The organism is Brevundimonas sp. (assembly GCF_047617075.1).
In the GTDB taxonomy this organism is placed as follows: domain Bacteria; phylum Pseudomonadota; class Alphaproteobacteria; order Caulobacterales; family Caulobacteraceae; genus Brevundimonas.
In genome coordinates, this window is the sequence record NZ_JBLGCI010000004.1 from 175,700 (window position 1) to 189,603 (window position 13,904).

The 13,904-nt window shown below is 67.9% G+C and carries 13 protein-coding genes; 7 read left to right on the top strand and 6 right to left on the bottom strand.

All coding sequences use genetic code 11. The features are described 5' to 3' along the window. Positions 1–39: 39 nt before the first annotated feature. Entirely contained in the window at positions 40–489 is a 450-nt protein-coding gene (locus ACI8U3_RS05945) for a hypothetical protein (protein WP_415013938.1), read from the bottom strand. Positions 490–553: 64 nt separating this feature from the next. Here ACI8U3_RS05945 and phaC point away from each other — a divergent pair, with 64 nt between their 5' ends. Then, positions 554–2,503, top strand: coding sequence for a class I poly(R)-hydroxyalkanoic acid synthase (gene phaC, locus ACI8U3_RS05950; protein ID WP_415013939.1), 1,950 nt, complete (start codon positions 554–556; stop codon positions 2,501–2,503). After that, complete coding sequence (locus tag ACI8U3_RS05955; protein ID WP_415013940.1) at positions 2,500–2,877, top strand: hypothetical protein; 378 nt, start codon at positions 2,500–2,502, stop codon at positions 2,875–2,877. Before phaC ends, ACI8U3_RS05955 begins: the two co-directional genes overlap by 4 nt. 25 nt (positions 2,878–2,902) lie before the next feature. Here ACI8U3_RS05955 and ACI8U3_RS05960 read toward each other — a convergent pair whose 3' ends face one another. Further along, complete coding sequence (locus tag ACI8U3_RS05960) at positions 2,903–3,337, bottom strand: acyl-CoA thioesterase (RefSeq protein ID WP_415013941.1); 435 nt, start codon at positions 3,335–3,337, stop codon at positions 2,903–2,905. Beyond that, entirely contained in the window at positions 3,334–4,467 is a 1,134-nt protein-coding gene (locus ACI8U3_RS05965) for an iron-containing alcohol dehydrogenase (protein ID WP_415013942.1), read from the bottom strand. The genes ACI8U3_RS05960 and ACI8U3_RS05965 overlap by 4 nt, the downstream gene beginning before the upstream one ends. Positions 4,468–4,568: 101 nt before the next feature. Between ACI8U3_RS05965 and ACI8U3_RS05970 the strand changes: the two genes are divergently transcribed. The 5 genes from ACI8U3_RS05970 to pip all read left to right on the top strand — a co-directional run bounded on the left by ACI8U3_RS05970 (position 4,569) and on the right by pip (position 8,284). Continuing rightward, positions 4,569–5,039 carry a GNAT family N-acetyltransferase gene (locus tag ACI8U3_RS05970; protein WP_415013943.1) on the top strand — a complete coding sequence of 157 codons (471 nt, stop codon included), beginning with the start codon at positions 4,569–4,571 and terminating at the stop codon, positions 5,037–5,039. A gap of 48 nt (positions 5,040–5,087) precedes the next feature. Beyond that, entirely contained in the window at positions 5,088–5,450 is a 363-nt protein-coding gene (locus ACI8U3_RS05975; protein ID WP_415013944.1) for a DUF423 domain-containing protein, read from the top strand. Further along, the gene (locus ACI8U3_RS05980) at positions 5,450–6,064 is read left to right on the top strand and encodes an acetyltransferase (protein WP_415013945.1); all 615 of its coding nucleotides are present in this window, start codon (positions 5,450–5,452) and stop codon (positions 6,062–6,064) included. Before ACI8U3_RS05975 ends, ACI8U3_RS05980 begins: the two co-directional genes overlap by 1 nt. Further along, positions 6,061–7,173, top strand: coding sequence for a DegT/DnrJ/EryC1/StrS family aminotransferase (locus ACI8U3_RS05985; RefSeq protein WP_415013946.1), 1,113 nt, complete (start codon positions 6,061–6,063; stop codon positions 7,171–7,173). Before ACI8U3_RS05980 ends, ACI8U3_RS05985 begins: the two co-directional genes overlap by 4 nt. Before the next feature lie 136 nt (positions 7,174–7,309). After that, complete coding sequence (gene pip, locus ACI8U3_RS05990) at positions 7,310–8,284, top strand: prolyl aminopeptidase (RefSeq protein WP_415013947.1); 975 nt, start codon at positions 7,310–7,312, stop codon at positions 8,282–8,284. A 22-nt stretch (positions 8,285–8,306) separates the two neighbouring features. Here the strand turns inward: pip and ACI8U3_RS05995 are convergent, their stop codons facing one another. From ACI8U3_RS05995 to dnaG, 3 genes are all read right to left on the bottom strand, one after another. After that, positions 8,307–9,677 (bottom strand): hypothetical protein, encoded by a 1,371-nt coding sequence (locus tag ACI8U3_RS05995; protein ID WP_415013948.1) that lies wholly within the window; start codon positions 9,675–9,677, stop codon positions 8,307–8,309. 266 nt (positions 9,678–9,943) lie between these two features. Next, positions 9,944–11,878, bottom strand: coding sequence for an RNA polymerase sigma factor RpoD (gene rpoD, locus ACI8U3_RS06000; RefSeq protein ID WP_415013949.1), 1,935 nt, complete (start codon positions 11,876–11,878; stop codon positions 9,944–9,946). A gap of 58 nt (positions 11,879–11,936) precedes the next feature. After that, positions 11,937–13,802, bottom strand: a complete 1,866-nt coding sequence (gene dnaG / locus ACI8U3_RS06005) for a DNA primase (RefSeq protein WP_415013950.1) — start codon at positions 13,800–13,802, stop codon at positions 11,937–11,939. Positions 13,803–13,904: the final 102 nt, after the last annotated feature.

The following is a 13,904-nucleotide window of genomic DNA, read 5'->3' on the forward strand; positions in this document are numbered from 1 at the left end:
AGGGTCGTCGGATTCGGTCGCAGGCGCGAAATCCGCCGGTCAGCGCGGATCGATGGGCGGCGGCGGTTCTGAACGTTCGCGCAGGGACCGGGCGAAGGCCTCCACCTCCGCGGCCGTGCGTGCCGTGTCGACGCTCATGCGCGCGCCCTCCACCCGCCGGCGGATCTCACTCGCATAGGCCTCAGGGTCGTCGTTCAGGGTCCAGTCGATGGCCGCTGCGCTGCGGTTGAGGGCCTCGCCCGTCTGATCCAGCCCTGCGACCTGCGCGGCGATCACCCCCGCGTCCGGCACATCCGTCGGCGCGCTCGGAAAATCAGCCCATCGCGGGTACTCGCGATTGGCGTCCACCAGCCCCTGAATACGCTCGGTCAACGGCGATTGCGGATCGGTCTTGGCCGCGAACGGCGCCCCGCATGCGCCCACCAGGCCGCAAACTGCCGAAATCGCCAGAATTTTCATCGCTGATGCGTTCATCTTGAGCCCGGTCATATGCCATCATGGTCCGGCGAGGAAGGGCGACGCCGCCTCACGTCGATCCAGCACGGAGCCGTTCATGGCCACGCCGCCGAAAAAGCCCCCGACGCGTAAGGCCAAGAAGGCCGCGCCGAAGACCGCCGCGCCTCGCGCCGCCAAGCCGACGACAGCAAAACCGAAGACCGCGAAACCCGCGCCTGAGCCTGAGGCGGCCACCGCCCCTCCCCCGCCCCGAATGGACGCCTTCGACCCGTTCTCCATCGGCGCCGAACAGCGCCGCATGCTGGAAACCCTGTCCCTGAACATCGCCAAGGCGGCCATGACGGCCCAGTCGGCCTTGGCCGAAGCGGCGCTCAGCCGCGCTGACCGGCCCGTGTCCCTGTCGCCCGATCCGCTCAATGTCGGCCCCGCCATGACCTCGGTCATGACCAGTCTCGCCTCCCGCCCCGAACGCCTGTTCCAGGCCCAGGCCGACCTGTTCGGCCGCTACATGACCCTGTGGACCGACACCGCCCGGCGCGCGGCGGGTGAGGACGTGCCGGTGACCGCCGCTCCGGACAAGCGGTTCAAGGACCCGGCGTGGGCGGAAAACCCCATGTTCGACGTGATGCGCCAGTCCTATCTGGTCACCGCAGACTGGATGAACAATCTCATCGCCAGCGCCGATGACGTGGACCCTCGCACCCGTCGCCGCGCCGAGTTCTTCACCAAGCTGCTGACCGACGCCTTCTCCCCGTCCAACTTCCTGGCCTCCAACCCCGCGGCGCTGAAGGCTCTGGCCGACACCAGCGGCGAGAGTCTGGTCAGGGGGATGCAGAATTTCGCCGCGGACCTGGAGCGCGGCGGCGGCAAGCTGGCCATCAGCCAGGCTGACTACGGCAAGTTCCGCGTGGGCGAGAATGTGGCCACCAGCCCCGGCCAGGTGGTCTGGCGCGACGAGCTGTTCGAGCTGATCCAGTACGACGCCGCGACGGACAAACAGCGCGCGATTCCGCTGCTGATCTTCCCGCCCTGGATCAACAAATTCTATATTCTGGACCTGCAGCCGGCGAACTCCATGATCCGCTGGCTCTCGGAACAGGGCTTCACCGTCTTCGTCTGTTCCTGGGTCAATCCGGACGCCGACAAGGCCGCCTTCGGTTTCGACGACTATCTGGAAAAGGGCATCTACCGCGCCACCTCCAAGGTGATGGAGCAATGCGGCACGGACCGGCTGAACACCGTCGGCTACTGCATCGGCGGCACCCTGATGGGCGCGGCCATGGCGCACATGGCGGCCAAGGGGGACAAGCGGGTCAACGCCTGCACCTTCTTCGCCGCCCAGCATGATTTCGAGGAAGCCGGCGACCTGCTGCTGTTCACCGACGATCACTGGCTGGCCGAGATCGAGGGCATGATGGACGAGGCGGGCGGCGTCCTGCCGGGCAGCGCCATGGCCGACACCTTCAACGCCCTGCGCGCCAATGACCTGATCTGGTCGTTCTTCGTCAGCAACTATCTGCTGGGCAAGGACCCGCCGTCCTTCGACCTGCTGTTCTGGAACGCCGACCAGACCCGCATGCCCAAGGCCCTGCACATGGCCTATCTGCGCCAGATGTACGGCAAGAACGCCCTGGCCAAGGGCGAGTTCGAGATCGGCGGCGTCCGCGTGGACCTGTCTCAGGTGAAAACGCCCATCTACGCCCAGGCCAGCCGCGAGGACCACATCGCGCCCATGAACTCGGTCTATCGCTCGACGCAACTGTTCGGCGGGCCGGTCACCTACACCCTGGCGGGCTCGGGCCACATCGCCGGCGTGGTCAACCACCCGGCGGCGGTGAAGTACCAGCACTGGACCAACGACGCCCTGCCCGAAACCCTCGCCGAATGGCAGGCGGGCGCCGAGCAGCACCCGGGGTCGTGGTGGCCGCACTGGGCCGCATGGCTGCATGAGCGGGCGGGCGACTGGATCGAGGCCCGCGATCCGAAGAAGGGCGCGCTCAAGCCCGTGGAACCTGCGCCCGGTTCCTATGTGAAGGTGAAGTCTTGAAGCGTATCGATCCCAACGTCCTGCTGGCCGTCAGCACCCTGCTCTCGCTGGCCGTTCTGGTGATGAGCGCCACGGTGTTTGGCCCGGCCGATCCCCCCTGGCGCTATGTGGCGACGGCGGCGGTCGTCACGGTCGCCTTCCTGGCGCTGCAACCGTTCGTTCCCCGTTTCATGAAGATGAACAAAGGCCCGCTGATCATCCCGGAGGCGCCCGGCGCGGCGGTGTGGGCGGCGATCTACCCCGGCCTCATCATGCTGGCCGCTATTCTGCCGCCCCTATTTCCCGGCGTCAGTTTCGGGCTGGCGGTGGTGATCGGCGGCGTGATCCTCGGTTCGACCATCGAGTCCGCGATCATGAGCATACGGCGCGCCTAGTCCCGCCGTTTCCCTCTCTCCATAGCTATCCGATCCGGAGCCCCTCCAGCACCTTTCGCACGGCGTCCGGGATGGGGACCGGGCGGCGGGTTTCGCGGTTCACATAGACGTGGGTGAAGTGGCCGAAGGCGGCGGCGTCCGGCTCGTCGCCCCTGAACAGGCCGACCTCGTAGCGCACGCTGCTGGTCCCGATGCGGGCCACGCGGACGCCGGCGTCCACCCGGTCCGGAAAGGTGATGGGCGCGGCGTAGCGGCAGCCGGTCTCGACCACCAGGCCGATGACGGGGCTGGTCGCGGGATCCAGCACGCCTTGTTCGATCAGGTGCGTGTTCACCGCGGTGTCGAAGAAGCTGTAATAGACCACATTGTTCACATGGCCGTAGACGTCGTTGTCCATCCAGCGCGTGGTGATGGACCGGATGGCCGGGAAGTCGGCGCGGGTCGGCAGCGGGTCGCTCACAGGGCTTCCTCGTACAGGGCGCGGGCGTCGGAGAGCGTCACCTCGCGCGGATTGTTGATGAGCAGCCGCTGCACCTGCATGGCGTCGTGGGCCAGGCGGTCCAGGTGCTGGACCTCGACCCCCAGCTCAGACAGGCGCTGCTCCATGGGCATTTCGGCGGTCAGGGCGGCGATCTCGTCCACGAAGGCCGCGGCGTCCGGCTTCAGCCCGATGGCGGCGGCCAGTTCGGCGTAGAGCGGCCCGGCGGCGGGCAGGTTGAACCGCAGCACCGGCCCCAGCACCAGGGCGTTGGACAGGCCGTGGGGCGCGTGGAAAATCCCGCCGATGGGATAGGCCAGCGCATGGACCGCGGCCACCGGCGCATTGGCGAAGGCCATGCCCGCCAGCAGCGAGCCCTGCAGCATGGCCCGGCGCGCGGGCAGGTCCGCGCCGTCGGCGATGACCCGCCGGATATTGCCGTGCAACAGTTTCAGCGCCGCCACCGCCAGACTGTCGGACACCGGGTTCTTCTTGTGCCTCGAGGTATAGGCCTCGATGGCGTGGACCATAGCGTCGACGCCCGTCATGGCTGTGACGCGCGGCGGCAGGCCCGTGGTCAGGGTGGCGTCCAGAATGGCCGCGTCGGGATACAGCAAGGGCGAGACGACGCCCTTCTTCTGATCGTCGGGCATGGTGACGATGGCGATGTTGGTGACTTCCGATCCGGTGCCCGCCGTGGTGGGCACCTGCACCAGCGGCAGGCGCGGTCCCTTGGCCAGGCCGATGCCGTAGATGTCCGGCAGGGCCTGATCGGTCCCTGCCAGCAAAGCGACCAGCTTGGCCGTGTCCAGCGACGAGCCGCCACCCAGCCCCACCACGCCGTCGGCTCCAGCCGCTCGCGCCGCCGTCACCGCCGCCATGACCGAGGCCTCGGGCGGATCGGCCAACACCTCGCTGAAGACCGAGGCGGTCACGCCCGCAGCCTTCAGGGCGTCCAGAATCGGCTGCACCACGCCCGCGCTCACCAGTCCCGCGTCGGTGACGATGAATGGACGGCTCACGCCCATGCCGTTCAGGAATTCCGCCAGCTTCAGGGCGGCGCCGTCCTCGCACAGGATTCGCGGCGTGGTCTCGAACGAAAAGCCGGTCATGGTCGCGTCCTCCGAGCGCCAGCGAAGCGCGGATGACGAGCGGCTGCAAGATCACGCAGGGTCAACTGGCGCGGGCGCATCAAGCGTGGCAATGGCGCGGGATGACCGCCGTTTCGATCCGCCTCTACGCAGCCGAAGATCTGGAAATGCTAATCGCCCTGTTCAACGGGGCGGTTCGGCGGGTGGCCAGCCGGCACTACACGCCCGCCCAGATCGCGGCATGGGCGCCCGAGACCCCTGACCGGGCGGCGTGGGCCGCGCGCCTGAGCGGACGACCGACCTTGGTGGCGGAGATCAACGGCGTGATCGCGGGCTTCAGCGATCTGGAGCCGGATGGCCACATCGACATGCTGTTCGTGGATGCCGGCCATCAAGGCCGGGGCGTCGCGGGCGCTCTTCTGGACCGGATCGAAGCCATGGCGCGGGAACAGGGTCTGGAACGGCTGTTCACAGAGGCCAGCATCACGGCCCGCCCGGTTTTCGAGCATCGGGGCTTCCGCGTCGAGGCGGCGCAGGACGTGGCGTTGCGCGGCCAGACCTTCCGCAACTACCGCATGGCCAAGGCGCTCTGAACACCTGTCGCCATGGCTGGCGCGGCGAATCCGTGGCACGGTTCGGTCATGACCGCGCATCGCCATCTGATCGTCTTCGCCGCCGCCAACGGGGCCATGGCCGTGATGCTGGGCGCCTTCGCCGCGCACGGGGCGGGCCCGGCGGTGAAGACGCTGCTGACCACCGGGGCCCAGTATCAGATGGTGCACGCCGTGCTGGCGGTAGCATGCGCCTTGTGGAGCGGCGGCGGACGACTGGCGCGGATGGCCGGCTGGCTGGCGGCGACGGGCGGGCTGGTGTTCTCGCTGGCGCTGTCCATGATCGCCCTGATGAGCCTGCCGGCCATGGGCATGGTCGCGCCGGTGGGCGGTGTGCTGATGATCGCGGGCTGGGCGGTTCTGCTGTTCGCGGCCCTGCGGAGCGACCGCTGATGGCGCGGGACGCCTGCGCGGTGATCGGCAGCGGCGGCCATGCGCGGGTCGTCATCGCCGCCCTGCGCGCCTCGGGGGCCCGGGTCACGGCCCTCTATGACGAGCGGCCGGAGCGTCACGGCGAAACGGTGGACGGCGCCGTGGTGTCCGGGGATTGCGAGGCCGGGCTGAACACGCCCCTGCCCGCCCATCTGGCCATCGGCGACAACGGCGTGCGGCGCGATCTGGCGGCGACGAAGCCGCCCGGCGGCTGGATGCAGGCGGTGCACCCTTCGGCCCTTGTGGACCCGGCGGCGCGGATCGGCGCGGGCAGTCTGGTGGCGCTGGGCGCCATCGTTCAGGCCGGAGCGTCCATCGGCGCCCATGTGATCGTCAACACCGGCGCCATCGTCGAGCATGACTGCGTGGTCGAGGATTTCGCCCATGTGGCCCCCGGCTCGGTGCTGGGCGGCGGCGTCCATGTGGGCGAAGGGGCGCTGATCGGTCTGGGGGCGCGCGTCCTGCCCGGCGTGCGCATCGGCGCCTGGGCCGTCATCGGCGCAGGGGCCGTGGTCATGAAGGACGTGGCCGACGGCCAGACGGTGGCGGGCGTGCCCGCCCGGCCCACCCGATGATCCCCCTGTCTGCGCCCGAGGTCGGCGCGCGGGAACAGGCGCTGGTCGCCCAGGCTCTGGCGGCGGGCGACGTGGCCATGGGGCCTCAGGTGGCCGCGTTCGAGACGGCCTTCGCGGCGCTGACCGGACGCGCCTACGCCCTGGCCGTGTCGTCGGGCACGGCGGCCCTGCATCTGGCCCTGCGCCTGCTGAACCTGAAGCCCGGCGAGGCGGTGATCTGCCCGACCCTGACTTTCATGGGCGGCGTCGCGCCGGTGATATACCAAGGGGCTACGCCCATCTTCGCCGATGTGGACCCGGTCACCTGGGGTCTGGACCCGGCCTGCCTGCCCGAGGCGTTCGACGCGGCGCGGGCGCGTGGCCTGACCGTGCGGGCGGTGGTCCCGGCGGACCTGTACGGCCAGTGCTGCGACATCGGACCGATCCTCGACATCGCGGCGGACCGGGGCGTGCCGGTGATCCTCGATTCGGCCGAGGCGGTGGGCGCGACGCTCAATGGACGCCACGCGGGGGCCGGGGCGCTGATGGCCGCCTATTCGTTCAACGGCAACAAGATCATCACCACCGGCGGCGGCGGCATGCTGGTCAGCGACGACGCGGCCCTGATGGAGCGGGCGCGCTATCTGTCCACCGCCGCGCGCAGGCCCGCCGTCCACTACGAGCACGACGAGGTCGGCTACAACTACCGCCTCGGCGCCGTGGCGGCTGCCATCGGCCTGGCGCAGATGGAAACGCTGGAGACGCGGGTGGCGCGCCGCCGGGCCATCTTCGAGACCTATCAGACGGCCCTGTCGGGTCTGCCCGGCGTCAGCTTCGCGCCCGGGGGGCCGGGGCGCAAGCACACCCGCTGGCTCAGCGTCATGCTGTTGGGCGACGAGGCCCGCATCACGCCGGACGCCCTGCGCCAGACCCTCCACGCTGAAGGGATCGAAAGTCGACCGGTGTGGAAGCCCATGCACCTGCAGCCGGTGTTTCGGGACGCGCCCCGCGTGGCCGGCGCCGTGGCCGAATCGCTTTTCGCCCAGGGGCTGTGCCTGCCGTCCAGTACAACCCTGACCGAGCCGGATCAGGCTCGCATCATCGACATAATCCGCGCCCGGCTGGCCTGATTTCCCGACGTTTTCCGCCGAACCCATCTAAAACTGACTCGCAACAGGCGAATGGGTTGGATTCACCCCGCACGCCCGTTACCCATGAGGGACAAGCCAAGCTTGGCCGTACGCAGTCAGAGAGAGTGTTGTTCCCATGACGATTTTCGCGGATCGGCCCGACCGTCGCACCCTGTATCCCGAGATCGAGCCCTTTGCGTCCGGCTTCATGTCCACCGGCACGGCGCATGAAATCTACTACGAGGAATCCGGGTCCCCGGACGGCAAGCCGGTGCTGGTGCTGCACGGCGGTCCGGGCGGGGCGGTCAATCCGACCATGCGGCGCTATTTCGACCCGGCGCGCTACCGCATCATCATGTTCGACCAGCGGGGCTGCGGCCAGTCACGGCCCAACGCCAGCCTAGACGACAACACCACCTGGGACCTGATCGAGGACATCGAGCGGCTGCGTGAACGTTGCGGCGTGGAAAAGTGGTCGGTGTTCGGCGGCTCGTGGGGCTCCACCCTGTCGCTGGCCTACGCCATCACCCACCCTGAGCGGGTCGAGAGCCTGATCCTGCGCGGCATCTTCCTGCTGACGAAGAAGGAGCTGCACTGGTTCTATCAGGACGGCGCCTCAATGATCTTCCCCGATGCGTGGGAAGCGTTCCTGAAGCCCATCCCCGAGGCCGAGCGCGGCGACCTGATGGCCGCCTATCACAAGCGGCTGCTCAGCGATGATGTGGCGGTGCGTAACGAGGCGGCGGTGGCCTGGTCCAGTTGGGAAGGCGACACGGTCAGCGTCGAGGGCCCCTCCGCCCGGCCCGAGAAGTTCGCCGAGCCGGAGTTCGCCGTCGCCTTCGCCCGGATCGAGTGCCACTATTTCACCAACGGCGGCTTCTTCCCCCAGGACGGCTGGATTCTGAACAACATCGAGCGGATCCGGCACATCCCCACCTGGATCGCCCAGGGCCGCTTCGACGTGGTCACCCCCATGTCCAGCGCCTGGGCCCTGCACCGCGCCTTCCCGGAAGCGAAGCTGGACGTGGTGGGCGACGCCGGCCATGCCTCCAGCGAGCCGGGCATCGTGGACAGCCTGATCCGCGCCACAGACTGGGCGGCGGCGCTGTAGCCGCTGCTGCCTGTGCGGATGTCTATCGCCTGAGCGACGGCGCTTCCGAAATCGCCCAGACCTCTGGCGTTTCGAGGGGGGAGTCGCAGACGGCCTCCAGCACCCTGCCGTCGCGCGCCTGGTAGCGTATGGGAAGGGACGCGGCGCAGCGCGCCTGTACGGCGTTGAACATCGCCGCGCTCTGCTGCTGCGGATCGAAACCCTCGACCGTATCGATGATCGGCTCACCCGACAGCGGGCCGCAGTCGGCCCCATCCAGCCTCAGAGCTCCGGGGTCGTTGTAGAAGCCATATGAGCCGTTTGAGCAGTTCTGCCGGGCAATATGGAACAGGGCGGCCGTCAGCAGGTCGCCTGCGCCGGGATCATTCACGAAGGTCACCCCGAGGTCCGTCATCCGGGCCCGGATCTGGTCCCATTGGATTTCGCCTTCTTCCTCAACGAGCAGGCGCACGGCGCTTGAGGCGGGCAAGGCGGTCATGAACTCGGTCACGCCGTAACCGTCGTCGCTGGCGCGGGCGTCGCGGAGGATATCGGCCCACAACGAGAAGAACGCCCCCTGCCCGGCGTTCTGGAGCTCGAGATCGGCGATCCACTGGATCAGCGCGCCGCAGTCGTACACGCTGCTGCCGGAACGGACGCTGGACATGCCGCCCTCGCGCGAGGCCAACGCCCGGCGGCAGCCATTGGTTTTCTGCGCCAGGGCGGAGCGCCCCTGATCTTCGGGCCTGGCGTTGGCCGACACGGCGCCGATGATCGAGGCGTATTCCGCAGCCCCCTCATGCAGCCAAGGCGCGGATTCGCCGTCGCGATTCTGAATCCCGTGACCGTTCCAGAGATGGAAGGTTTCGTGCCAGACGAACGGGGCGAGGAAGGCCTCGGCGCCTCTCCAGCTGTCGCCGGTGAAGCGCACAGATATGACGCCGGTGTCGGTTACGTCGCCGCGAAATATCGCGGGCCCGGGGCTGTCAACGCTGGCGATGACGGCGGGGTGATAGTCGAGGTCGAGGTTCAGGCGGGCCTGATAGAATTCCATCGAGGACCGGAAGGCGTCGCGGATCGGGGCGGCCAGTTCGGCTGAAAGCTCGGGATCGGCGATGAACGCCCCGTGCGCATCGTCCGTCACATGATCCGCCGGACCGAAGAAGACATAGCCGTCGACGGCGTCCACGGCCGGAACGGCGACATCGTCCGACGCGTCGTCAAATCGCAGGCTGGTGGAATAGCCTTCTGCCTTCAGAGCGGGTCCATAAAGGACGTACCCTTCGCCGGCGCGGCTCAAGCCCATGTAAATCCGGTCGACCTCCGCTGCGTCGGGAGTGATCCGGACCTCGAAAGTCGAAAAGCGCTCCGCTCCGGTCACCATCGCGCCGTCAAGAGTCAGGCCCTCGGTCACGATCTGCCACCGGTCACGAATGACGTCTTCATCGGCGAAGGCGAAGGCGTGGACCGGGGCTGGGAGGCTGTATTGCACCGAAACGCCATCGGGGCTGCGCTCAACCAGGACGGCGACCGACTCCTGAGACGCGGAATGGGCCGCGTGAGTCGTCAGGGCCGCCGCAGCCGCAAAAACCACAGTCAGCATCCTCGCCCTCCGCTTTTCATCACCCTAGCGGGAGCGAAGAACGCAGAGCAAGCCGTCTGTCGCGCGAGGTGAGGCCCCTAGCTGTCCAGGAAAGAACGCAGCTTGCGCGACCGCGAGGGGTGCTTGAGCTTGCGCAGGGCCTTGGCCTCGATCTGACGGATGCGTTCGCGGGTGACGCTGAACTGCTGGCCCACTTCCTCGAGGGTGTGGTCGGTGTTCATGCCGATGCCGAAGCGCATGCGCAGGACCCGCTCCTCGCGCGGCGTCAGGGACGCCAGCACGCGGGTGGTGGTTTCGCGAAGGTTCGACTGGATCGCCGCGTCGATGGGCAGGATCGCGTTCTTGTCCTCGATGAAGTCGCCCAGGTGCGAATCCTCCTCGTCGCCGATGGGCGTTTCGAGGCTGATGGGCTCCTTGGCGATCTTGAGGACCTTGCGGACCTTCTCCAGCGGCATGGCCAGGCGTTCGGCCAGTTCCTCCGGCGTCGCCTCGCGGCCGATCTCGTGAAGCATCTGGCGCTGGGTGCGGACGATCTTGTTGATCGTCTCGATCATGTGCACCGGAATGCGGATGGTGCGGGCCTGGTCGGCGATGGAGCGGGTGATGGCCTGACGAATCCACCAGGTGGCGTAGGTGGAGAATTTGTAGCCGCGGCGGTACTCGAACTTGTCCACCGCCTTCATCAGGCCGATGTTGCCTTCCTGAATGAGATCAAGGAATTGCAGGCCGCGGTTGGTGTATTTCTTGGCGATGGAGATGACCAGGCGCAGGTTGGCCTCGACCATTTCCTTCTTGGCCTGACGGGCCTCGCGCTCGCCCTTCTGCACCGTCTGGACGATGCGGCGATAGTCGTCGATGGGCAGGCCGGCCTCGGTGGCCACGGCGGCTACGTCCGAGCGGATCTGGGCGATCTGTTCGGCCTCGTTGTCGCTGAACTTGGTCCAGCGCACGCCCATTTCCTTGACGCGGTCGCTCCAGGTCGGGTCCAGCTCGGCGCCGAAATAGGCCTTGAGGAACTCGGCGCGTGAAATGCCGTAGCTGTCGGCCAGGCGCAGCAGACGGCCTTCCAGGCCGATCAGGCGCTTGTTGATGGCGTACAGCTGCTCGACCAGCGCCTCGATGCGGTTGTTGTTCAGCTTGAGGGTCTTGAGCCGGTCGGAGATGGCCTGGGTCAGGGCCTCGTAGTTCTTCTGGTCCTTGGTGGACAGTGCCTCGCCCTTCAGGCGCGCCTCGACCAGCTTGTCCTGCAGCTTTCGGAAGGCGTCGAAGTCCGCCGCCACGGCGTCCAGGATCTCCATGACCCCGTCGCGCAGCTCGGCTTCCATGGCCGAGATGGACAGGCCGCCGCCGTCGTCGAAGTCGTCGTCGTCCTCGTCGTCGTCGCTTTCGGGCTTCTCTTCCTTGGCCTCGGGCTCGGCCTCTTCGGTCTCTTCGTCGCCCTCGCCTTCACCCTCGCCGGTGTTCTGGCCGCCGTAGGTCTGGTCCAGGTCGATGACCTCGCGCAGCAGGATGCGGCCGTTGGCCAGCTCGTCCCGCCACACCATGATGGCCTCGAAGGTCAGGGCGCTTTCGCACAGGCCCGAGATCATGGCGTCGCGGCCGGCCTCGATGCGCTTGGCGATGGCGATCTCGCCCTCGCGGCTGAGCAGCTCCACCGAGCCCATTTCGCGCAGATACATGCGGACCGGGTCGTCCGTGCGGTCATAGGCGGGCTTGGCGCCCGTTTCGGCCACGGCGGTCTCGGCGCGCTCGGCCACCTCGGTGGACTGGGCCTCGCCGTCTTCCTCGGCCTCGACCACATTGACGCCCATCTCGGACAGCATGGCCAGGGTGTCTTCGATCTGGTCGGGCGTGAATTCCTCAGAGGGGAGAACCTTGTTCAGCTCCTCCATGGTCACGAAGCCGCGGGTCTTCGCCTGCCGGATAAATTTCTTGACGCCGGCGTCAGTCAGATCGAGCAGCGGCCCGTCATTGGTCGTTTCCGCTTCTTGAGTCTCGGTCTGCGCGCTCATTCAGTCTCTCCAGCCGCGATTGGTCGCCGGCTTTAACAACGTTCGAAGGCCCGGTTTGTTACGAACCGGCCGCCTCTTCCCATATGGTTCCAGTCTTGATGGCCCGTCGCAATGCGTCGCGCTCGGCTTTCAGGCGACTGAAAGCCGAGGCGTCGAAGGTGCGGTGCGCCTCCGACTTCGCTGAGCTAAGCGCGCCCTCCAACGCCGCCATGCGGGTCAGAGCGTCAAACGCCTGCGACCATCGGGCCCGCGCTTCGGCGAGGGGCGCGTTCGCTGCCAGGAATGGCGCACCGGACTTTGCCGCCGCCTTCTCGACCTCACGCATGAGCGTATCCAGACCCGATTGGGCCAGATGGCGTCGCAGGGCCGCGCTGTCAAGGGCGAGACCCGACATCCGCAGGCGCACCACCTCGTCCGCAAGCTCGGTCAGGGCCGGATCGCCGAAGCCGTGGCGGCCCACGGCCTCCAGGTGATCGTCCAACCGTTCGGGATCGTCGATGGCCGCGTGGGCCAGGGCGGCGGCGGTGGGTTCGATGGAGCGGGACAGGGCCGTGACCGCCGCCCTGCCCTCGTCCGTCGCCCCGATGAGGGCGGGTTTTCCGGGCGTCCAGCGGGCGCCGGGCTGGCGCGGCTGAAACGCCGAGCGGCGCGGGAACAGGGCGTCGAAGCGTTCGAACATCTCGCGCCGGTACTGTTCGGCCAGGTCCGCGTCCTGAATGGCCTGGGCCGCCTGACGCAGCCGGCCCTTCAGGCCCGCCTTGCGTTCGGGCGTGTCCAGCGGTTCGGCGTCGCGCTCCCGCTCGAACAGCATCTCGGCGAAGGGCCGGGTTTCAGCCAGGGCGTTTCGCAGCGCCGGGGCGCCCTTGTCGCGCAGGATGTCGTCCGGGTCCTGACCGCCGGTCAGAAGGGCGAAGCGGAACGAGCGGCCCGGCTTCAGCAGGGGCAGCGCCCGCTCCACCGCCCGGCCCGCCGCGCGCTGGCCCGCCGGGTCGCCGTCGAAGCACAGCACGGGCTCGGCGCTGACCCGCCACAACAGGGCCATCTGCTCCTCGGTCAGGGCCGTGCCCATGGGGGCCACGGCGGGGATGCCCGCGCGCTGGCACGCGATCACGTCCATATAGCCTTCCACCACCACGATGGCGGCGTCGGATTTGGAGCCGGCGCCCAGAATGCGCCGCGCCTCGGGCAGGCCGTACAGGGTGGCGCCCTTGTGGAAGAGGGTCGTTTCCGGCCCGTTCAGATATTTGGCCCGATCATCCGGGTTCATGGCCCGGCCGCCGAAGCTGACGATGCGGCCGCGCGCATCGTGAATGGGAAAGATCAACCGGTCGCGGAAGCGGTCGTAGGGCGACCCGCCGCCCTCCGGCGCGATCAGCAGGCCGGCCTCCACCAGTTCGGCGGGCTTGGCCCCGCGCTGGATCAGGGCGTTCTTCAGGCCCTCGCGGTCATTGGGGGCGTAGCCCAGGCCGAAACGGTCCCACTGGTCCTCGGGCAGGCCCCGGCGGTCCAGCATCTCGCGGGCGGCCTTGCCGGTCGAGCGACGCAGATTGGCGGCGAACCATTTCTGGGCCAGGTCCATCCAGTCGGCGAGGCCCTGGCGCTTCTGCTCCCGCTCGGCGGCCTGGGGGTCGGGGGCCGGCAGGGCCATGCCCGCCTCGGCCGCCAGGCGCTCCACCGCCTCCACGAACGACAGGCGTTCGGTTTCCTGCAGGAAGCTGATGATGTCCCCGTGCTTGCCGGAGCTGAAGTCGTGGAAGAAGCCCTTCTCGTCGTTGACGAAGAACGACGGCGACTTCTCCTTGGTGAAGGGCGACAGGCCCGCGAACTCCCGTCCCTGACGCTTGAGCTTCACCGTCCGCCCGATGACGTCCGAGGGACGCAGGCGGCTTTTCAGCTCATCAATGAAACGGTCGTCGAAGCGCACAGGGCCTTATAGACCAGTCCTTGCGGGATCGTGATCTTAGGATTTGATTAACCATAAAGGCGAAATCGAGACACAAGACACTGACTTTTATGTTCTTTTTGT